This is a genomic window from Arthrobacter sp. BK1 (genome assembly GCF_056680055.1).
Map to the genome: position 1 here is coordinate 4,221,470 of NZ_CM155263.1, position 17,880 is coordinate 4,239,349.

Annotated in this window: 23 protein-coding genes and 1 riboswitch; of the genes, 12 read left to right on the forward strand and 11 right to left on the reverse strand. The window is 65.3% G+C overall.

The window, feature by feature from the left end; translation table 11 throughout:
* The first annotated feature begins 64 nt into the window (after window positions 1-64).
* Both AC1MCA_RS19370 and AC1MCA_RS19375 read left to right on the forward strand, forming a co-directional pair.
* Window positions 65-1,042: a dienelactone hydrolase family protein gene (locus AC1MCA_RS19370; protein ID WP_479799956.1), complete on the forward strand. Its 978-nt coding sequence runs from the start codon at window positions 65-67 to the stop codon at window positions 1,040-1,042.
* A 141-nt stretch (window positions 1,043-1,183) separates the two neighbouring features.
* Window positions 1,184-2,647 carry a protein adenylyltransferase SelO gene (locus tag AC1MCA_RS19375; protein WP_479799959.1) on the forward strand — a complete coding sequence of 488 codons (1,464 nt, stop codon included), beginning with the start codon at window positions 1,184-1,186 and terminating at the stop codon, window positions 2,645-2,647.
* Window positions 2,648-2,718: 71 nt separating this feature from the next.
* Here the strand turns inward: AC1MCA_RS19375 and AC1MCA_RS19380 are convergent, their stop codons facing one another.
* A complete protein-coding gene (locus AC1MCA_RS19380) occupies window positions 2,719-3,558 on the reverse strand; it encodes a LysM peptidoglycan-binding domain-containing protein (protein WP_479799960.1) in 840 nt (279 codons plus the stop codon).
* Between the two features lie 3 nt (window positions 3,559-3,561).
* Window positions 3,562-3,751: riboswitch (cyclic di-AMP (ydaO/yuaA leader) on the reverse strand.
* 377 nt (window positions 3,752-4,128) lie between these two features.
* On the opposite strand from AC1MCA_RS19380, the gene AC1MCA_RS19385 reads away from it, so the two are divergent.
* Window positions 4,129-5,265: a coiled-coil domain-containing protein gene (locus tag AC1MCA_RS19385; RefSeq protein ID WP_479799961.1), complete on the forward strand. Its 1,137-nt coding sequence runs from the start codon at window positions 4,129-4,131 to the stop codon at window positions 5,263-5,265.
* Window positions 5,266-5,288: 23 nt separating this feature from the next.
* On the opposite strand, the gene AC1MCA_RS19390 is transcribed toward AC1MCA_RS19385, so the two are convergent.
* A complete protein-coding gene (locus AC1MCA_RS19390; RefSeq protein ID WP_479799962.1) occupies window positions 5,289-5,669 on the reverse strand; it encodes a cupin domain-containing protein in 381 nt (126 codons plus the stop codon).
* A gap of 150 nt (window positions 5,670-5,819) precedes the next feature.
* Between AC1MCA_RS19390 and AC1MCA_RS19395 the strand changes: the two genes are divergently transcribed.
* The 5 genes from AC1MCA_RS19395 (at window position 5,820) to AC1MCA_RS19415 (ending at window position 8,333) form a co-directional block, all read left to right on the forward strand.
* The gene (locus tag AC1MCA_RS19395) at window positions 5,820-6,182 is read left to right on the forward strand and encodes a TraR/DksA family transcriptional regulator (RefSeq protein ID WP_479799963.1); all 363 of its coding nucleotides are present in this window, start codon (window positions 5,820-5,822) and stop codon (window positions 6,180-6,182) included.
* 3 nt (window positions 6,183-6,185) lie between these two features.
* Window positions 6,186-6,713 carry a DNA alkylation repair protein gene (locus AC1MCA_RS19400; RefSeq protein ID WP_479799964.1) on the forward strand — a complete coding sequence of 176 codons (528 nt, stop codon included), beginning with the start codon at window positions 6,186-6,188 and terminating at the stop codon, window positions 6,711-6,713.
* Between the two features lie 17 nt (window positions 6,714-6,730).
* Window positions 6,731-7,171, forward strand: a complete 441-nt coding sequence (locus tag AC1MCA_RS19405; RefSeq protein WP_479799965.1) for a DUF1810 domain-containing protein — start codon at window positions 6,731-6,733, stop codon at window positions 7,169-7,171.
* A gap of 377 nt (window positions 7,172-7,548) precedes the next feature.
* The gene (locus AC1MCA_RS19410; protein WP_108599271.1) at window positions 7,549-7,740 is read left to right on the forward strand and encodes a DUF1918 domain-containing protein; all 192 of its coding nucleotides are present in this window, start codon (window positions 7,549-7,551) and stop codon (window positions 7,738-7,740) included.
* 56 nt (window positions 7,741-7,796) lie between these two features.
* Complete coding sequence (locus AC1MCA_RS19415) at window positions 7,797-8,333, forward strand: NUDIX domain-containing protein (RefSeq protein WP_479799966.1); 537 nt, start codon at window positions 7,797-7,799, stop codon at window positions 8,331-8,333.
* Here the strand turns inward: AC1MCA_RS19415 and AC1MCA_RS19420 are convergent.
* Complete coding sequence (locus AC1MCA_RS19420) at window positions 8,327-9,004, reverse strand: endonuclease/exonuclease/phosphatase family protein (protein ID WP_108599273.1); 678 nt, start codon at window positions 9,002-9,004, stop codon at window positions 8,327-8,329. The genes AC1MCA_RS19415 and AC1MCA_RS19420 overlap by 7 nt on opposite strands.
* Window positions 9,005-9,160: 156 nt before the next feature.
* On the opposite strand from AC1MCA_RS19420, the gene AC1MCA_RS19425 reads away from it, so the two are divergent.
* Window positions 9,161-9,964: a thioesterase family protein gene (locus tag AC1MCA_RS19425; RefSeq protein WP_479799967.1), complete on the forward strand. Its 804-nt coding sequence runs from the start codon at window positions 9,161-9,163 to the stop codon at window positions 9,962-9,964.
* Here the strand turns inward: AC1MCA_RS19425 and AC1MCA_RS19430 are convergent.
* The 3 genes from AC1MCA_RS19430 to AC1MCA_RS19440 form a co-directional block, all read right to left on the reverse strand.
* Window positions 9,961-11,655, reverse strand: a complete 1,695-nt coding sequence (locus AC1MCA_RS19430; protein ID WP_479799968.1) for a SulP family inorganic anion transporter — start codon at window positions 11,653-11,655, stop codon at window positions 9,961-9,963. The genes AC1MCA_RS19425 and AC1MCA_RS19430 overlap by 4 nt on opposite strands.
* Before the next feature lie 25 nt (window positions 11,656-11,680).
* Window positions 11,681-12,385 carry an endonuclease/exonuclease/phosphatase family protein gene (locus tag AC1MCA_RS19435; protein WP_479803470.1) on the reverse strand — a complete coding sequence of 235 codons (705 nt, stop codon included), beginning with the start codon at window positions 12,383-12,385 and terminating at the stop codon, window positions 11,681-11,683.
* A gap of 123 nt (window positions 12,386-12,508) precedes the next feature.
* Window positions 12,509-12,898 carry a DUF2177 family protein gene (locus AC1MCA_RS19440; RefSeq protein ID WP_479799969.1) on the reverse strand — a complete coding sequence of 130 codons (390 nt, stop codon included), beginning with the start codon at window positions 12,896-12,898 and terminating at the stop codon, window positions 12,509-12,511.
* 16 nt (window positions 12,899-12,914) lie between these two features.
* Here AC1MCA_RS19440 and AC1MCA_RS19445 point away from each other — a divergent pair, with 16 nt between their 5' ends.
* The gene (locus AC1MCA_RS19445) at window positions 12,915-13,682 is read left to right on the forward strand and encodes a lipoate--protein ligase family protein (protein WP_479803472.1); all 768 of its coding nucleotides are present in this window, start codon (window positions 12,915-12,917) and stop codon (window positions 13,680-13,682) included.
* 25 nt (window positions 13,683-13,707) lie between these two features.
* Here AC1MCA_RS19445 and AC1MCA_RS19450 read toward each other — a convergent pair whose 3' ends face one another.
* From AC1MCA_RS19450 to AC1MCA_RS19460, 3 genes are all read right to left on the reverse strand, one after another.
* On the reverse strand, window positions 13,708-14,349 hold the full coding sequence (locus tag AC1MCA_RS19450) for an MBL fold metallo-hydrolase (protein ID WP_479799970.1): 642 nt from the start codon (window positions 14,347-14,349) through the stop codon (window positions 13,708-13,710).
* Window positions 14,346-15,431, reverse strand: a complete 1,086-nt coding sequence (locus AC1MCA_RS19455) for an S-(hydroxymethyl)mycothiol dehydrogenase (RefSeq protein WP_479799971.1) — start codon at window positions 15,429-15,431, stop codon at window positions 14,346-14,348. Before AC1MCA_RS19455 ends, AC1MCA_RS19450 begins: the two co-directional genes overlap by 4 nt.
* 84 nt (window positions 15,432-15,515) lie before the next feature.
* Window positions 15,516-15,773 (reverse strand): mycoredoxin, encoded by a 258-nt coding sequence (locus tag AC1MCA_RS19460; RefSeq protein ID WP_108599279.1) that lies wholly within the window; start codon window positions 15,771-15,773, stop codon window positions 15,516-15,518.
* Between the two features lie 119 nt (window positions 15,774-15,892).
* On the opposite strand from AC1MCA_RS19460, the gene AC1MCA_RS19465 reads away from it, so the two are divergent.
* The gene (locus AC1MCA_RS19465; RefSeq protein ID WP_479799972.1) at window positions 15,893-16,642 is read left to right on the forward strand and encodes an SOS response-associated peptidase; all 750 of its coding nucleotides are present in this window, start codon (window positions 15,893-15,895) and stop codon (window positions 16,640-16,642) included.
* 13 nt (window positions 16,643-16,655) lie between these two features.
* On the opposite strand, the gene AC1MCA_RS19470 is transcribed toward AC1MCA_RS19465, so the two are convergent.
* Complete coding sequence (locus AC1MCA_RS19470; protein ID WP_108599281.1) at window positions 16,656-17,078, reverse strand: VOC family protein; 423 nt, start codon at window positions 17,076-17,078, stop codon at window positions 16,656-16,658.
* Between the two features lie 19 nt (window positions 17,079-17,097).
* Here AC1MCA_RS19470 and AC1MCA_RS19475 point away from each other — a divergent pair, with 19 nt between their 5' ends.
* A complete protein-coding gene (locus tag AC1MCA_RS19475) occupies window positions 17,098-17,418 on the forward strand; it encodes a chorismate mutase (RefSeq protein WP_108599287.1) in 321 nt (106 codons plus the stop codon).
* Between the two features lie 30 nt (window positions 17,419-17,448).
* Here the strand turns inward: AC1MCA_RS19475 and AC1MCA_RS19480 are convergent, their stop codons facing one another.
* The gene (locus AC1MCA_RS19480) at window positions 17,449-17,838 is read right to left on the reverse strand and encodes a hypothetical protein (RefSeq protein WP_108599282.1); all 390 of its coding nucleotides are present in this window, start codon (window positions 17,836-17,838) and stop codon (window positions 17,449-17,451) included.
* Window positions 17,839-17,880 lie beyond the last annotated feature (42 nt).

The window sequence follows — 17,880 nt, forward strand, 5'->3', positions numbered from 1 at the left end:
GACCGACCCTTGCAGGACCGCCGCCAGAGGAGGAGGATAATCGCCTCAGTCGAGGAGGCCTGTGGTGATCGAGCTTGGAAAGTTTGAACGGTATCTGATCGAGGAATTCTTCGACGATTACCGCGCCGGGGAGATGTCCCACGGCACATTCACCCGCAGGGTCGCGTTCATCATGGGAAGCATGGCCGCAGCATCTGCGGCCATGCTGCTTGTGGGCTGCACCCCGGAGGAAGTTCCCTCCGGCAGCGACCCGATGCCGAGCTCAGACCGCCCGTCTTCCTCCGCGGCGGGCAGCGCCGCCACCGGAAGTGCGGTTCCTGGGGCGAAAAGCCCCCTCTCCGTACCGGAGGGTGCTGCGGGGGTCACGAGGGCGACCGTCACCTTCGCCTCCGGAGGCACCGACATCAGTGGCTATCTCGCCCGGCCGGAATCAGGACAGTCTGGCCCCGCGGTGATGATCTGCCATGAGAACCGCGGGCTCACACCGCATATCCAGGATGTTGCGCGGCGCTTCGCCAAGGCCGGCTATGCGGCGTTGGCCCTCGACCTGCTGAGCAGGGAAGGCGGCACTGCCAGCCTCGACTCCGACGCAGTCTCCGGAGCCCTCACCAGTGCCGGAGCCCCACGACACGTTGCCGACTTCGGGGCGGCCTTTGAGTACCTCCAAGGGCAGGATTTTGTGGACCCGGACCGGATTGCCATGAACGGCTACTGCTTCGGCGGCGGCATCACCTGGCAGGCGGCAACCGAGTTGCCTGGCCTTAAAGCCACCGCTGCGTTCTATGGGCCCGCCCCTGACCTGGCCAAGGTTCCGTCAATCAAGGCAGCGGTGTTCGGCATCTATGCTGAACGCGACCAGCGGATCACCGGGGCCATGCCCGCCCTCCGCGATGCCCTGGCAGCAAACAACATCAAGTACCAGCTCACCGTGTATCCCGGCGTCGACCACGCTTTCCACAACGACACCGGCGAGCGCTACAACGAGGCACAGGCCACCGCGGCCTGGAACGACACGCTGGCCTGGTTCAAGCAGCACGTCTGAGAGTCGGCTCCACCTCAGCCGACGGGATGGCCATGGTCGCAGGTAGCCCTGCCCTAGGGGCAGGCGCCGCACACCGGAGCGGAGACGGCGGATTTTGGCACTGAAGGCAGCGGACGCACGCCCCGCGGGTAGTCTTGAAAGATGAGAGCCGCAGCCACAACCACGCTCACCTTCGAGGGCCGCTTCGCCCGTGATTTCGAAGAGCTGGCCGTTCCCTGGCAGGCCGAGGAGGCCCCGGACCCGCAACTCCTGGTCCTGAACGAGCGGTTGGCTGCAGAGCTGGGCCTGAGCCCGGCTGAGCTGCGGACCCCCGAAGGGATACGCCAGCTGATCGGCAACCTGATCCCGGAAGGTGCCACGCCGGTTGCCCAGGCGTATGCCGGGCACCAGTTCGGCGGCTATTCGCCGATTCTCGGCGACGGGCGGGCGCTGCTCCTCGGGGAAGTCACGGACGTCCACGGGCGCCTCCGCGACGTCCATCTCAAAGGCTCCGGCCGCACACCGTTCGCCCGCGCCGGAGACGGCCTGGCCGTCGTCGGTCCGATGCTGCGCGAATACCTCGTCAGCGAGTCCATGCACGCGATGGGCATCCCCACGACGCGGTCACTCGCCGTCGTCGGGACAGGGCGGCCGGTCCGCCGCGAAACGATGCTGCCCGGCGCTGTACTCACCCGGGTCGCGGGCAGTCATCTGCGTGTGGGGACTTTCCAGTTCGCCAGGGTCAATGGAGACACGGACCTCCTCCGCCGCCTTGCTGACCATGCGATCGGCCGCCATTATCCGGATGCGGCGAAGGCCATACAGCCTTATGTGGCCTTTTTCGACGCGGTGATAGTTGCCCAGGCGACGCTGGTGGCCCGGTGGATGCTGGTGGGGTTTGTTCACGGTGTAATGAATACGGACAACATGGCGATCTCCGGCGAAACCATCGATTACGGTCCGTGCGCGTTTATGGACGCCTTCAACCCCGGCGCCGTCTACAGCTCGATCGATCAGGGTGGACGCTATGCCTACGCCAACCAGCCGCTGATCGCTGAATGGAACCTCACCCGGCTCGCCGAGGCGTTGCTGCCCCTGCTTCATGAGGATCAGGAACAGGCTGTTGCTCTGGCCGTGGAGTCCCTCGGCGCCTTCCGCATGGAGTACAGCGCCGCGTGGCTGGACGGGATGAAGGCCAAACTGGGGCTGGGCGCGGCCGCAAGCAATGATGTGGCGTCGTCGCTGGCAGTGGACCTGCTGGCCATGTTGGAGAAAGGGGACGTGGATTACACCTCGTTCTTCCGGAGCCTCAGTTCAGCAGCCCGTGGGACCACTGAAGATGCCCGTGCCCACTTCGTGGACCCGGGGCCGTTCGAGGCATGGGCTGAACGCTGGCGCGCCCTGGCTCCTGAGGCGGAGGCCATGGACCGGACCAACCCGGCATTCATCCCCCGGAACCACCTGGTTGAGGAAGCCCTTGCCGCCGCTACAGGCGGAGACATGGGCCCTTTCAACCGTTTGGTGGATGTGCTGGCCGACCCCTACACGGAGCGGCCGGGCCTGGATCGCTATGCCGGCCCCGCTCCGGATGACTTCGGGAGCTACCGGACTTTCTGCGGGACCTGAGCGCAGGAAACAGCGGACGACGGCGGCGGGGCGGCTTGCGGCTGCCCCGCCGCCGTCGGTTCCGGCCGGGATCACGCTACGCGGACGAACGACGCTCCCGTGAGCCAGCTGATGGAGTGGACTTCGGTCTTGTAACCGTCCACGCCGCCGCTGACAACCTGGCCGTTGCCGGCGTAAACGCCCACGTGGCCGGCCGTGATGACGAGGTCACCGGCGGCCGGTGCACCCACCACGCTGCCGTACTGGAAGAACTGGCCCGGGGCCAGGTCTCCCACGCTCTTGCCGACCGAACGCAGGGCTTTCTCCACCATGGCGGTGCAATCCTGCTGGATTCCCACCTGCGAGTAGGCGGACGCCAGGATCGCGGAGCCTGCGGCACCGGACGGAGCCGGGGCTGCAGGAGCGGCGGGTGCCGCGGTGGAGGCCAGCCGGATGCCGGTGTTGGTCGGAGCGGCCGGGGCAGCGACTGCCTGGGCAGGTGCCGGTGCGGCGTAGCCGGCGCCCGGAATCTGGATCTGGTCGCCGGGGTAGATAATGGCCGCGATTGACAGGCCATTGGCGGCCAGTACGTCGTTGAGGGTGACGCCGTAGGCGGCGGAAATTGCGCCCAGCGTGTCGCCCGATACGACGGTGTGGACGTTGGCTGCGGCTGCTGCGGGAGCAGCGGCCGGGGCAGCCGCCGGCGCGCTGACCTGTCCTTGGACGTTGGTGGTCCCGGACGCGTCCGGGCCCTGGACGCCGGCCTGGGCTGCAGTTCCGGCACCGAAGAGCATGCCGGACGCGGCCACAGCGATGAGGGTTGGCCTGCCGATGGTGCGGGCGTGTGCTTTAGCTGTCGAAGACAGGCCCGTCAGCACAATAGAGCGGTTTGCAACGGCACGATGGCGTGCGGAAGTGGTGTTCTTTGACATGGTTGATTGCCTCTCCCATGCCTGCGGGGTGAGCTGTCGGGTTCGGGTCGGAGACACCCGGCCGGCAACGCCTCCGTCAAGGACGGAGCGGTATCGACTTAACCCCAAGGCTTCCTTCGAAGCCGTGGAAACGTGGTTCCCCCGTCCCTGCCAGTTGAAAGCGACTGGGGTCCCGGTTCAGCGGCAGGGCTCGGCATACTGACGGGAATGTCCCGGCTTTTAACCGGGGCACCGGACGACCATAACCTCTGTTCGACGGCAATGTCACATTCCGGTAACGGAATGTAAGCGGTAGAAGTGCCTCGCTTCTGCGCCCGCTTGGACACCTGACCGTAACGATGTTGCAGGTCAGGGGCGGAATGCCGTATATGCCGGGTAGGCTCACAAACTATGTCGCGTTTTCTCCATAAAGTGAGGCTGCCTGTCATTGCAGGAACCTTGGCGCTGGCCTTTGCCGCCTCGTTATCAATGCTGCCGGCACACGCTGGGGACGACGCACCGCCCGCCGGTTATCCGTCATGGCAGGACGTGGAGAACGCCAAGCAAAGCGAGGCCGGGAAAGCCGCGGAGGTGGCTAAAATCAATGACCTTCTGGGCGGGCTTCAGAGCAGGGCCGAAGAATTGGGGACAGCTGCGGTCACCTCCGCGGCCGAGTACGCCGTCGCGGAGACAGCCCTCCAGGCAGCCAGCTCAAGATTGGACGAACTGACCGCCCGGACCGCCCGCGCCACCGCCGGACTGGCACAGCACAAAAAGGAAATCGGAGCCCTGGCGGCCCAGTCGTATAAGACCGGCGGCACCAACATGGGCTTCTTCGTGGCCCTGGACGCCGTGCAGACCAACAGCATCCAGGGCCTCAACATCGTCCGGATTGTCAGTGACAAGACCGCCGACCTGGTCAGCAAGGCGTCCGCTGCCGAGCGGGTGTCCCAAGCCCTCGCTGACCAGGAGAAAGCGGCCCGGGCAGAGCGTGAGCGGCTGTCAGCGGAAGCGAAGAGCAAGCTCGACTCCGCCCAGGCAGCCCAGGAAGCCATGTCCCGGCAGATTAAGGAACAACACGACCACGGTCAGGAGCTCACTGCTCAGCTGGCATCCCTCAAGGGGTCAACGGCGGCTGTGGAAGGTGAATTCCGGCAGGGCCAGGCGGCCCTCGCCGCCTATGAGAATGCCCAGGCAGCCAAGCGTGCCGCTGCTGCCGCGCAGGCGCGGCAGCAGGCGGAGGCGGCGGCCAAGGCGGCTGCCCTGGCAGCTGTCCAGAAACCGGTGAACCCTGCGCCGGTGAACCCTGTGCCGGTGGCACCTGCCGCGCCACCGGCGGCTGCACCGGCGCCCGTTCCGAGCCCGACGCCGGCTCCGCCTCCCGCCGTCGTCGTGCCGTCTGTGCCGGGCGGAGCTGTGAACGATCCGGCCGGGGCGAAGAGCTACGCCTCCGGGCGGCTGTCCGCCTACGGCTGGGGCCAGGACCAGTTCCAGTGCCTCGCCCAGCTCTGGACCAAGGAGTCCAACTGGCTGACCACAGCCACCAACCCCTATTCGGGCGCGTACGGCATCCCCCAGGCGCTGCCGCCCGGCAAGTTGAGCTCTGCCGGGAGCGACTGGCTCACCAGCTACAGGACGCAGGTGGACTGGGGCCTGGCCTACATCGCGGACAGGTACAAGTCTCCGTGCGGTGCCTGGAGTCACTCGGTTGCCAACAACTGGTACTGACGCCCGGCCGCGGAGGCGGTCCGTCAGGTTCCCGGGGCCTTCGCAAATTCCGCCGCGCTGAGGAATTCAATGCCCACGAAGGGCTGGTCCCCGTCCACCCAGGCGTCGTGTCCGGGCGGAATGGTGTAGGAATTGCCGGCCGTGATGCCGATGCGGCTGCCGTCCGTGGTCTCGACGCTGAGCGCTCCGGACACGCAATAACCCACATGGTTGTTCTGGCACGAATCGGTCCCGACCACGGGTTTGATGCAGTCGGACCAGCGCCACCCGGGGTGGAAGGTGAAGCGGCCGACTGTGTAGTCGCCCAAGCTGACGATGTCCACCTCAGTCTTGTCCGGAAGGCGCTTCTCATCCGGAGTGTCGTGGGATTTGACTGCCAGCTGGGTCACGATATTTGTAGGCATGGCGGGCGACTTTCTCTGCGGGATTTTTGCCCATCAGCTGTCCGTCCCTGGCTGCCAGGCAGCATCTGAAGCGCTTACGATTGCCAGCATGCTCTTTCCACCGGTGGTTGTCGAGCCTCTTGCGGCGGGCGTCGGGGCTAGGCTTTCCCCATGGCTGATTTCGAACGGTTCCGGCTCCTCCTGGAGGACGAGCGCGCCAGGAAACTGGCACTGCTGCCGGCGCTCCGGGCCGACATTTCCTCGGCCAATGCGGCCCGCCAGGATTCCAATGTGGACGACGAACACGACCCGGAAGGTGCCACCATTGCCTTCGAACTGTCCCAGGCGGCTGCCCTCCTGGACCAGAGCACTTCCGGGCTGGCCGAAGTGGAAGCGGCACTTCAGCGGATCGCGGATGGCACGTATGGAATCTGCGCGGTCTGCGGAGAGCGCATCGCCGAAGGCCGGCTCGAGGCCCGGCCCTGGACGACGTTCTGCATCAACCACGCATCTGCCGGGCGCCGCGGACGGTAAGCCATGAGTCAGAGGGTGCAGGACGCGGCGGCTTTCATCGACACCACGCTGCAGAACGAGGGCTCATGGTACCGGGCCGATGACGTCGAAGCCAGGGTTGGCGGTGCCCTTGCCTCTTACGGGGCTTCGGTGGGAGCCATCCGCGGGACGGTCCGTGATGCCCGCCGGAAATTCAAGGAGCTAGACCATGACGAAGTGACGGCGCTGGCCTCGCTGCTTTGGGGCCGGCCCGGCCCCGGCAGGCGGCCCGTCTTTGAACGCAGGCTGGCGGCAGTGGTTCTCCTGCAGTCGGGCGCTGACCTGCTGCGCCATACAGATCTGACCAGGATCGAGGGGTTCATCCGCACTGCCCGGACAGCTGAACTGGTGACCCCCCTTGTGGCAGACGTCGTCCTGCCGCTGTTGGCCGGGCTTAAGGGGAAAGACCGGCAGCGCGCAGAGACCGTCATTGGCAGGTGGCGCCAGGACCCCGAGGACTCGGTCCGCCAAGCCGCCGCACAGACATCCGGCATCACCGCCGGGACCGCTTAGATAAGAGGAGATAAAGAATGAGCGAGACCTACAACCTGGAACGCTTCGTGGAGGCCCAGGACAACCCGGGGACTTACGGGCAGGCACTGGCGGAGCTGCAGCTTGGGCAGAAGACGGGCCATTGGATGTGGTTCATCTTTCCCCAGTTCGCAGGGCTGGGCACGAGCCCAACGTCCGTCAGGTACGCCATTACCTCGCTGCCGGAAGCGCAGGCCTACCTCAAGCACGAGATCCTGGGCCCCCGGTTGCTGGAGTGCGCAGCGGCGGTAACCACCCATGCCGGCCGCTCCGCCCAAGACATCCTTGGCGGCATTGATGCCAGGAAGCTGCAGTCCTCCATGACGCTGTTCCTGCGCGCCGCGCCGGGGGAGACCGTGTTCAAGACGGTACTGGCGCAGTTTTTCGACGGCGAGCCTGACCCCGCCACCGACGCACTGCTCGCGGAGGCCAGGGACTAACCAGGCGTTGAATAAACAACGGCGGCGGTGCGCCCCCCTGCTGGAGCACACCGCCGCCGTCGGTCTTGTGCTGCCCTGCCCATTCAGGGCGAGGGTGTTCGGCCGTTCAGGTGGAGCGTTGGTGTTGGACCGGAGGCGGGACTTTCCCGTAGGCCGTCACGGGGTTCCGGAACGTGAACGGTCCGTCATGGAATTCCTCCAATTGACTGGGGCTACAACGGGCAGGCGGTTCGCCTTGACCAAGGAAAGCTAAGCATGCTTAGGGTCCCACCCTAGACAATGGGATGGCCCGCTGCCAACCCCTGCACGAATCGTAAGGGTTCGCCCCTGTTCCTGCCGTCCGCTCAGTCGTACTCTGGGGCTTGGAGGTGATTGCCATGGAGGCAGCGCAGGGTGACAGGATCATCGTCCATGGAAGGACCGTAGGGGCCTCGGACCGGCACGGGGTGATCCTGGAGGTGAGGGGTCAGGAAGGCCACCCGCCCTATCTGGTCCGCTTCGACGACGGCCACGAAACAGTAATGTACCCCGGCGGGGATTTCGCCGTCGAGCGCGGGCACAGCAGCTGACCGGTCAGCGCGCGGCGTCCGCTGCGCCGGGGGAGGGCACCTGTCAGACTGGAGTCATGGATCATTCCTTGGCTGCTACGACTCCCGGTGCAAATCCCCATGCCAGGCCCCCGCTGACCGGTCCGCGGGATCCCGGTGACGCATGGGTGGAGGGTGTCCACGGGAAGTTCTGGGGCAGGTTCGGTGCCGCCGGGGTACTGGCCTATGACCCTGGCAAAGGCGTCCTGCTCCAGCACCGCGCCCTCTGGAGCCACAACGGCGGGACCTGGGGGCTTCCCGGCGGGGCCCTGCACCAGGACGAGGACGCCATCACCGGAGCCCTCCGGGAGGCGCACGAGGAAGCCGCGGTACCGGCCACTGATGTGAGCGTGCTCTTTACTACGGTGCTGGACGTGGGTTACTGGTCCTACACCACAGTTGTGGTGCAGGTGACCCGGCCGTTTGACCCGGTGATCAGTGATCCCGAAAGCCTCGAGCTGAGCTGGGTTCCGGTGCCGGAAGTGCATGGCAAGGAACTCCACCCCGGTTTCGCCAGGTCCTGGCCGACGCTCCGGCCGCGGCTGCTTGACCTGTCTTCGGAGCGGGTTCAGTAGTCCTGGCCGTATTCGGCGCTGACCAGGATGGGCAGGTGGTCTGACTTGCCCCGCGGCAGAGTTTCCACACTCTCGATGTCCAGGCCCAGGGACGTTGCGAAGTCGAAGTGGCCCTTGAAGAACTTGTACCGGGTGTAGGTGCGGCGGTCGCTGAGGGACAGCGCATACCCGGTCTCCTTCATCTGGGTATGGAGGTTCTTGGTGAAGAACGGGTAGTTGAAATCGCCCACCATCAGCGTCATCAGCCCGCTGCCCATGCTGAGCAGCTCTGCGTGGGCGGCATGGATCTGCTTGCGCCGCAGCGAGTTGGAGGCCGTGAGGGGCGCGGCGTGGAATGAGCCGATCACCAGTTCATGCTGGGTTTCATTGTCCACAACCCGTGTGCCGATCAGCCGCTCATGGGCAGGGGCCAACACCCTGTCGTGCAGCGATTTCTTCAGCGCAAAGGACTGCGTATCAAGGGCCGTGAACCGGCTGGTGCGGTAGTAAATGGCAAGCCCCAGGCGGTTGCCCCTGGTGGAGTCCGCCAGATGCAGCGGCCCCAGGGTCTGCGGCAGGTCGCTCGAATCCACCTCCTGCAGGCACAAGGCGTCGATATCGAAATTCCGCGCGAGGGCGAGGAGTTCGCCGCTCGCTTTATGCTCGCGAAGGTTATAGCTGATGACGCGCATTCTTGGAACACCCTTCAGAGGGTTGCTGACAGGACCAGTTCCCGAGTCTACCCAGCCGGGGTTCCTGCGCGCCTGTATTTCGTGGCATCGGTTCCGGGCCCGGCCGCACCGGTAGAGTTAATCCTCATTCACCCGGTACCGCAGGAAGGCCCCACTTTGACCAAGGATCTGCCCGAGCTGGCTGATGGCATCTTTTACTATGAGGCGTTGGGCGGCGGCCGTTTCCGGTCCACCATCCACGCCCAGGGCGCCTGGAACGTCCATGAACAGCACATGGCACCGGCATCAGGATTGCTGGCCGACAGCCTGGAGCGCCACGAACCCCGCGCTGACATGCGGATGGCCCGCCTGAGCTACGAAATCCTGGGACTGATACCCGGCGGGGAGTTCCACATCGAGACCACCACCCTTCGCCCGGGCCGGACCATCGAGCTCCTGCAGGCCGAACTCATCGCCAATGCCAGGGTCGCCATCCGGGCCACCGCCTGGCGGATGGTCACCAGTGATACCTCGGCAGTGGCCGCCGTCGAGGACACCGCCATACCCGCGCCGGATGAATGCAAACCCTACGACGGGCCAAGCGTGTGGCCGGGCGGCTACATCCGGTCCCTTGAGATGCGCGCGGCCGACGGCCACCGGCCCGGTGCCGGCAAGGTCTGGCTGCGCACGGAGCACCCCCTGACGGACAAAGCAGACAGCGGGGATCTGGCCCGCCTCATCGGACTGGTGGACACCGCCAACGGGATCGCGGCCCGGGTCCCTCCGGGGAAGGACAGTTACGCGTTCCCCAACCTGGACCTGCAGATCCACATGTACCGCAGGCCCGTGGGCGAATGGCTGGGACTGGACAATGCGGTGTCATTCGGCGCCGACGGCATCGGCCTGACCTCTACCGTCCTGCACGATCTCCAGGGCCCGTTCGGCCGGGCCGAACAGATCCTGACGCTGCGCAGGACCTAGTCCAGGCCCGCGTCCTTCCTGTAGCTGCGCACTGCGTTGTGGATGGTTGGGTAGAAGTGGTCCGAGGTGAACCGCGCGGCAGCCCCGAAGCGGGTCAGCCTGTCCTTGACCGGCCCCTTCATCTCCGCGAAGACCAGGCTGATGCCCTGCTTCGCCAGTTCGTCGTCGAGTTGGACGAGTTCGTCCAGTGCAGTCGTGTCAAGATCCGTGATGGGTTCGGCGGCCACTATGACCCATCGCACCGGCGTGGGGGCCTCCGCCACAAGGGTGCGGATGTGTTCGGTGAAAACTTCACCGTTGGCAAAGAACAGTGGCGCGTCAAAACGGGCGATGACGAGGCCGTCGACCCGCTGGCCCTCCGGATGCCGGGTGATGTCATGGAAGCCGGGAACATCGTCCAGGCTTGCCAGTTCCGTGCGGTAAGGATCCCAGGCCCGGCGGACGAAGGCCATCAGGGACAGGCCGATCGCCACCACGATTCCCTCCAGGACCCCGACGAAAGCCACGCCCAGGAAAGCAGCGATGAGCAGGACCGCCTCGGTCTTGCTCATCCTGACCAGGCGGAAGAGCGCTTTGAAGTCCACCAGCGATGAAGCCGCCACCATCACCACCGCGGCAAGAGTGGCGGTGGGCAGGAACGCTGTCACACCGGGCGCCGCCACCATAAAGACCACCACGATGGCAGCGGCCACAATGCCGCTGAACTGGGTCTTTGCACCCGCGTCGAGAACGATGGGGGTCCGGGAAGAGCTTCCGCACACAGGGAACCCGCCAAGCAGCCCGCTGGCGGCGTTGGCGATCCCCAAGGCACCCATTTCGTGGTTCCCGTTGACCCTGGTCCCACGGCGTGCGGCGAGGCTCTTGGAGAGTGTGGAGGTATCGGCGAAGGCGATGAGGGCAATGCCCGCTGCCGGAGCAATGAGCGAGACGACGTCGTCCACGCTGATCCCGCCCAGGGCAGGGGAGGGCAGGCCGGCCGGCAGTGCGCCGACCAGTGGCAGCTCGGTGGTCAGATTCAATGCTGCTGCGGCCGCGGTGGACGCGGCCACGGCAACCAGTACGCCCGGGAATTTCCACGGCAGGAGGCGGCCGGCGATCAAGGCTGCGAGGGTACCGGCCCCGAAGGCCAGGGCGACGGGGTTGGTGTCACCCCGGGCAACGGCGCCGGCGGTTTCGCTCATGCGGCCCACCAGGGAATCGGAATCGACGGAGATTCCCAGCAAGCGGGGCAGCTGGCTCACCATCACGGTCAGGGCAATGCCGTTGAGGTAGCCGATCCGGATCGGTTTGGACAGCAGGCCAGTGACGAACCCCAGCCGGAGGATCCGCCCGGCCAGGAGGAATGCGCCGATCAGAATGGCCAGCATGCCGGCCAGGGCCACGGCGTGGTCCGGGTCCCGGCCGGCCAACGGAAGGATGGCGGCCGCGATCATCGGAGCCAGCGAGGAATCGGGTCCCACTATGACCACCCGGGCGGGGCCGAACAGTGCGTAGAAGAACATGGGGACCACTGAGGCGTAAAGGCCTGTCACCGCAGGGAGCCCGGATGCCTCGGCGTAGGCCATGCCCGCGGGAATCAGGGCAGCGCTCAGTGCGGCCCCGGCGGTGAGATCAGACTTCAGCCAGGAACGCTTGTAGTTGCGCGCCGCCCCGACGGCAGGTATTGCCTTGCTGATCCAGTCGCTGCGCAATCAGGGCCTCCGGGAGTAGTTGTGGTCAGGAAGCGGGCTGGCCGCCGGCGGGCGTGGACTCCTGGCCGTATTCCGCGGTGACCAGAATGGGCAGGTGGTCCGATGCGCCACGCGGCAGGGTTTCGACGTTCCCGATGTCCAGTCCCAGTGACGTGGCGAAGTCGAAGTGGCCCTTGAAAACCTTGTACCGCGTGTAGGTCCTGCGGTTGCTGAGAGACAGCTCATACCCGGAATCCTTAAGGTGCGCGGTGAGGCTCTTGGTGAAGAGCGGGTAATTGAAATCGCCCACCATCAGGGTCATCAGGCCTGTTCCCATGCCTAGCAGTTCGGCGTGGGCGGCATGGATCTGGTTGCGCCGCAGCGAGTTGGTGGCTGTCAGCGGAGACGCATGGAAGGAGGAGATCACCAGCTCGTGGTCCGTCTCGTTGTCCCGTACCCGCATGCCGATCAGCCGCTCGTGGGCCGGTGCCAGCACCATGTCGTGCAGGGACTTCTTCAGCGCGAAGGTCTTTGTCTCATAAGCGGTAAAGCGGTCGCGTCGGTAATAGATGGCCAGGCCGAGCCGGTTCCCCTTGGTGGCATCGGCGAGATGCAGCGGTCCCACGGCGTCCGGAAGCCTGGTGGTATCGCATTCCTGCAGGCACAGCGCATCGGCGCGGAAATCCTGGGCCAGGTCCACCAGCTCTCCGCTGGCCTGGTGATTCCGGAGGTTGTAGCTAATGACGCGTATCAGTGGATGACCTCTCCCGGGGATTGGCAGGTTGAACCAGCTCCTGAGTCTATCCACGTGGGCTGCCGCGACACGGATTCTTCCGCTGTATGTCAGGTGCCTTATGCCAGGTGCTGCCGGATGTCAGCTGCTGCGGAATACCAGCCATCCCGCGAGCGTGGACAAGCCTGTCAGCACCGCGCCCCACAGCATGTCAACCACAATGAGCTGCAGCGGCCAGGTCTTGAGGGTGGCGGCGTTCGTGAGGTCGTAGGTTGCGTATGCGAAAGCGCCCAGCGCCGCACCATAGCCGACGGCGGTCAGCCAGCTGCCGCCGTCGAGCGCCGGCCGCAGCGCAAAGAAGACAATCCCCGCGATGTAAATGAGATAGAAGGCCACGGCGTACCCTAAATGTGGCTTGTCTGCCAGCAGCTCACCGATGTGGCTGCGGTAGAAAGGGTTCATCAGCTTGAGCCAGACGGCGTCAATGGCCGCAAACGCAACGGCGACAACAAGGAATTGCAGTATGACCATGAGGGAGCTTAGCAAGATGCTGGAGGGCCAGGCGGGACCCCGCACGCTCACCGTGGTGCGTCAGGACCGGTCGCTGGGCGCGGCACGTGACCTGGAATTTGGACTCGAACTGCTGACCCAGGCAAAGACGGGCCGCATCGGTCCCACCCTGAGGTTGTACCGGCCTGCACCCACCGTCGCCTTCGGCCAGCGGGACACCCGCCTGCCGGGCTTCGACGCCGCTGCCCGGGCCTGCCTGGACCTCGGTTTTGAGCCCCTGGTACGGAAGGCCGGCGGCCGTGCTGCCGCCTACCACGAGGGCACCCTTGTGGTGGACCACATCGAACCCCATGCCGATGCCATTGCCGGTTCCAAGAACAGGTTCGGTTTCTTCGGCGAATTGCTGGCCCAGGCCCTGCGGAGCGTCGGCGTGCAGGCAGCTGTGGGCGAAATCCCGGGGGAGTACTGTCCTGGAGAGTTCAGTGTGCACGGCATCAACTCCGCTGACCCGGCAAACCGGGTCAAGCTTGTTGGCACGGCCCAGCGCGTAGTGAGCGGTGGCTGGCTCTTCAGCTCAGTGATTGTGGTGGAAAATTCCGCTCCCATCCGCAGGGTGCTGACGGACAGCTACGCAGCCCTGGGCCTGGACTGGGACCCGGCCACGGCTGGTGCGGCCAACGACCTGGTCCCCGGCCTGACGGTCGAGGATGTCCAGGACGCTGTGATCGCTGCGTACGCGGGCCACGTTTCCCTCAGGGATGCCGGATTCAGCAGCTATGCCGGGGTCACCGGAGGGGAAGCGTAGCCCGCGCCGTTGGCGTGCGGGGCTGTCAGTGGCCCCGGGCGATCCATTCCTGGAGGTGCGGAGCTTCCGCGCCGATCGTGGTGGTGTCCCCATGGCCGGTGCGGACCACGGTCCCGGCCGGAAGGGGCAGCAGCCAGGTCCGGATTGAATCGATGATCGTGGGGAAGTCACTGTAGGACCTGCCCGTCGCTCCCGGACCGCCCTGGAACAGGGTGTCACCGCTGAAGACGGTGCCTTCGCCGTCGGGCCCGTCCGCCAGGTGGAAGGACACCGAACCCGGCGAGTGCCCGGGGGTGTGCAGGGCCTTCAGTCTTGCACCGGCCACCTCGAACAGGTCTCCGTGGCTGATATCGACGTCGGGATCCACCTCGGGATACACGCTGCGCCAGAGCATCCAGTCAGCCTGGTGAAGGTGGATCGGGGCCTGGAGGAGGTCCCGGAAGTCGCCCACTGACCGGATGTGGTCGTCGTGGCCGTGGGTCAGCAGGATGGCCTTCAGCGTCCGGCCGCCCACTGCAGCAGCAACGGCCTTGGCGTCGTGTGCCGGATCGATGACTACGCATTCCTCCTCGTTGCCCACGATCCAGACGTTGTTGTCCACGTCCCAGGTGCCGCCGTCGAGCGAGAATGTCCCGGAGGTGACCAGACGGTCGATCCGGAGGCTCACAGTTCCACCACCGAGCGCAGGACCGAACCCGAGTGCATTTTGTCGAAGGCTTCCTCCACCTGGTCGAGGGTGATCCGCTCGGTGACGAACGCATCCAGGTCCAGCTTGCCCTGTTTGTAGAGGCTGATCAGCATGGGGAAATCCCTGGACGGCAGGCAGTCGCCGTACCAGGAGGACTTCAGCGACCCGCCGCGGCCGAACACGTCCAGGAGCGGCAGCTCCAGCGTCATCTCAGGGGTGGGGACGCCCACCAGGACCACTGTGCCGGCGAGGTCGCGGGCGTAGAAGGCCTGCTTGTACGTTTCGGGGCGTCCGACGGCGTCAATCACCACGTCGGCGCCGAAGCCGCCGGTGAGTTCGCGGATTTTCTCCACGGGGTCGTTCGCGGAGGAGTCAACCGTGTGGGTGGCGCCGAGTTCTGTGGCGCGTTCCAGCTTTTTTGCGTCGATGTCCACCGCGATGATGGTGGTCGCGCCCGCGAGTGCGGCACCTGCGATGGCAGCCACGCCCACGCCGCCGCAGCCGATGACGGCTACCGTATCGCCGCGCTTGACCCCGCCGGTGTTAATGGCGGCACCCAGCCCGGCCATCACGCCGCAGCCGAGCAGCCCGATCGCGGCAGCATCGGCGTCGGCATCCACTTTGGTGCACTGGCCGGCGGCCACGAGCGTCTTCTCGGTGAAGGCTCCGATCCCGAGGGCGGCTGAGAGTTCGGTGCCGTCCTCGAGCGTCATTTTCTGGGTGGCGTTGTGTGTGTTGAAGCAGTACTGGGCCTGACCGCGGTTGCATGCCCGGCAGTTGCCGCAGACAGCCCTCCAGTTCAGCACCACCCGGTCACCCGGGGCGACGTTCGTGACGTCAGGGCCGACGGCACTGACCACGCCGGTGGCCTCATGACCGAGGAGGAAGGGGAAGTCATCGCTGATGCCACCGAGCTTGTAGTGCAGGTCTGTGTGGCAGACGCCGGACGTGATGATGTCAACGAGGGCCTCACCCGGGCCGGGGTCCGGGACCAGGATGGTCTCCAGAGTGACCGGGGCGCCCTTGGAACGGGCTACAACACCTTTGACTTTATGGACCACGGAAGGCTCCCTTAATGCAGATCGACAGAACGGGACCAACACGGATGTTGGTCCCGTTCTGTCTACCACATGTGCCGGGGAGAGCTAGGCCGCGAGGCGGCTCTTGACCTCCGCCAAGGAGGGGTTGGTGGCGGCTGTGCCGTCCGGGAAGAGCACGGTGGGGACGGTCTGGTTGCCGCCATTAAGCTGCTCTACGAGCTCGGCTGTGCCCTCCACCTCTTCGATATTGATCTCCGTATAGCCGATGCCCTGCGCGTCCAGCTGCTTCTTCAGACGGTTGCAGTAACCGCACCAGGTGGTGGAAAACATGGTGATGGTGCCGTTCTCGGGGGTAAAGTCCACGGAGCTCTCCTGAATTCGTTGAGGGGGTTCGTTCCTGTCAACGGTAACCCGCAGCAGGGTATTCCCCGGTGCGGGTGGCGCCGGATGACAGTGCCCTGCAGTGATGGCATGCTGAAGCCATGTGTGGACGCTATGTGATGGCACGTGCCGTGGGGGATCTGCTGGCGGAGTTCGACGCGCAGCTGGAAGAGGACGTGGAGCTGCCGCCGTCCTGGAATGTGGCACCCACGGACGATGTTCCCATCGTGCTGGAGCGCCTGAAGGATGACGCTACCGTGCGGCAGCTGCATGTGGCCCGGTGGGGCCTGGTTCCGTCCTGGGCCAAGGATCCCGGCATTGGCGCCAAGATGATCAACGCCAGGAGCGAGACGGTGCTGGAGAAGCCGGCGTTCCGCAAGGCCATCCAGTCCCGCCGCTGCGCCGTACCGGCTGACGGCTATTACGAGTGGAAGCAGGGCACCGGCAAAGCCAAACAGCCCTACTACGTCCACCCGGGCAAGGGGAGCGGCCTGGTGTTCGCCGGCCTGTACGAGTGGTGGAAGGATCCGTCCAAGGCTGAGGGCGATCCCGGACGGTGGCTGCTTTCCACGTCCATCCTGACGGCGGACACTCCGCCGCCGGGTGCCGAGTCCACCGTGTTCGGCAAACTCACTGCCCTGCACGACCGTGTACCGCTGCCCTTGGACCGCGCCACGATGGAGTCCTGGATCGACCCGCAGATCGACGACGCCGCCTTCCTCGTGGACCTGGTCCGCGCGCATGTGAAAGAGGTGGCAGCGGACTGGCACGTGGATTCCGTTGGCCGGGAGGTGGGAAACGTCCGCAACAATTCCCCGGAACTCATCCGCCCGGTGGAGGCACTCTTCTAAGGCGCGGGAACCGCTAAACGGTGACTTCGCCGTCGTCGTTCACTGCCCACGTGGGGTTGTACGCAACTTCCCACCGGAAGCCGTCCGGATCGGCGAAATAACCGCTGTAGCCTCCCCAGGGCTGGGTGATCGGCCCGGCAACCATGGTTGCCCCCGCTGCCGCAGCCTCAGCAAGGACCTGGTCCACTTCCTCCGTGCCGGCAAGATTATGGCTCAGCGTGATGCACGGGACCGGGCCGGGGGCGCTGACCCCTGCCTCGGCCTGCATCTGCCGGGCGTCCCACAGGGAAAGTATCAGGCCCCGGTTGACCTGGATAAACACCACGTCTCCGGGAATCTCGCGGTGGATGGGCCAGCCAAGGCCTTCCGCATAGAACCGGCGGGAAGCCTCAACGCTGCGAACACCTAGTGAGATGAAGTCGACTCTGGGCTGCATGCTTCGATACTGTCAGATCATGGCGACAATACAAGGAAACGAACGGGACGCTTTGGCCGACAAGGAACAGCTCGCTGCCGTGCGCATTGCGGTGGACGAGGTGGACGACCAGATCGTAACCCTGATCGCGCGGCGTGAACGGCTGATCCGGATTGCCGGCACTTTAAAGGGGGACGACGCTGAAGTCCGTGCTCCTGGCCGGGTGGAGCGGGTGATTGAGCATGTACGGAACGCCGCCGAGAAGAAGGACATCGATCCGGACATCGTGGAGTCCACGTACCGGGCCATGATTTCGGGCTTTATTGAACTCGAGCTCAAGGTCCATAAAGAAACCAGCTGAGTTTCCGAAGCACTTCTGTAGTGCTTCCTCTTAAAGTGCTTCCTCGACCGGGAAGCCCCCTTGGAAATCGCGGCCGTCGGCTTCGCTGAACGCCGTCATGAAGTGCCCTTTGCCAAGCCCTTGAATGGCTGCCATGGGGAAGTTTCCCGTGATGGTGTTTCCGGAGTGGGTCACTCCGGAAAGGTCATAGTTTTCCTCGGTGGTCTGGTCATGGCAGAACGAGTAGAAGGCGATTGCCTCCCCGTTCAGGAATTCAATACCCAGGCGTCTTTGCGAGGAATGGTCAGGGCTGGACGCCACCAGTCCCACTACGTACGCACCAGCCCCCGGTATGTTGCCGTCGATATCAAAGTTGGCCACGAGCGTGGTGTCCTGGGCTTCGATGCTTACGTGCTTGAGGAGTGCGTCATGGGAGCTCATGGCACAATCCTGCCCTCCTGCCGGCCGTCCGTCCACCCCCGT

Excerpts from the sequence above, each read along its gene's own strand:
- AC1MCA_RS19375 (WP_479799959.1), top strand. The coding sequence starts at position 1,184 with ATGAGAGCCGCAGCCACAACCACGCTCACCTTCGAGGGCCGCTTCGCC.
- AC1MCA_RS19380 (WP_479799960.1), bottom strand. The coding sequence starts at position 3,558 with ATGTCAAAGAACACCACTTCCGCACGCCATCGTGCCGTTGCAAACCGC.
- AC1MCA_RS19390 (WP_479799962.1), bottom strand. The coding sequence starts at position 5,669 with ATGCCTACAAATATCGTGACCCAGCTGGCAGTCAAATCCCACGACACT.
- AC1MCA_RS19395 (WP_479799963.1), top strand. The coding sequence starts at position 5,820 with ATGGCTGATTTCGAACGGTTCCGGCTCCTCCTGGAGGACGAGCGCGCC.
- AC1MCA_RS19400 (WP_479799964.1), top strand. The coding sequence starts at position 6,186 with ATGAGTCAGAGGGTGCAGGACGCGGCGGCTTTCATCGACACCACGCTG.
- AC1MCA_RS19405 (WP_479799965.1), top strand. The coding sequence starts at position 6,731 with ATGAGCGAGACCTACAACCTGGAACGCTTCGTGGAGGCCCAGGACAAC.
- AC1MCA_RS19410 (WP_108599271.1), top strand. The coding sequence starts at position 7,549 with ATGGAGGCAGCGCAGGGTGACAGGATCATCGTCCATGGAAGGACCGTA.
- AC1MCA_RS19415 (WP_479799966.1), top strand. The coding sequence starts at position 7,797 with ATGGATCATTCCTTGGCTGCTACGACTCCCGGTGCAAATCCCCATGCC.
- AC1MCA_RS19420 (WP_108599273.1), bottom strand. The coding sequence starts at position 9,004 with ATGCGCGTCATCAGCTATAACCTTCGCGAGCATAAAGCGAGCGGCGAA.
- AC1MCA_RS19440 (WP_479799969.1), bottom strand. The coding sequence starts at position 12,898 with ATGGTCATACTGCAATTCCTTGTTGTCGCCGTTGCGTTTGCGGCCATT.
- AC1MCA_RS19445 (WP_479803472.1), top strand. The coding sequence starts at position 12,915 with ATGCTGGAGGGCCAGGCGGGACCCCGCACGCTCACCGTGGTGCGTCAG.
- AC1MCA_RS19465 (WP_479799972.1), top strand. The coding sequence starts at position 15,893 with ATGTGTGGACGCTATGTGATGGCACGTGCCGTGGGGGATCTGCTGGCG.
- AC1MCA_RS19470 (WP_108599281.1), bottom strand. The coding sequence starts at position 17,078 with ATGCAGCCCAGAGTCGACTTCATCTCACTAGGTGTTCGCAGCGTTGAG.
- AC1MCA_RS19475 (WP_108599287.1), top strand. The coding sequence starts at position 17,098 with ATGGCGACAATACAAGGAAACGAACGGGACGCTTTGGCCGACAAGGAA.
- AC1MCA_RS19480 (WP_108599282.1), bottom strand. The coding sequence starts at position 17,838 with ATGAGCTCCCATGACGCACTCCTCAAGCACGTAAGCATCGAAGCCCAG.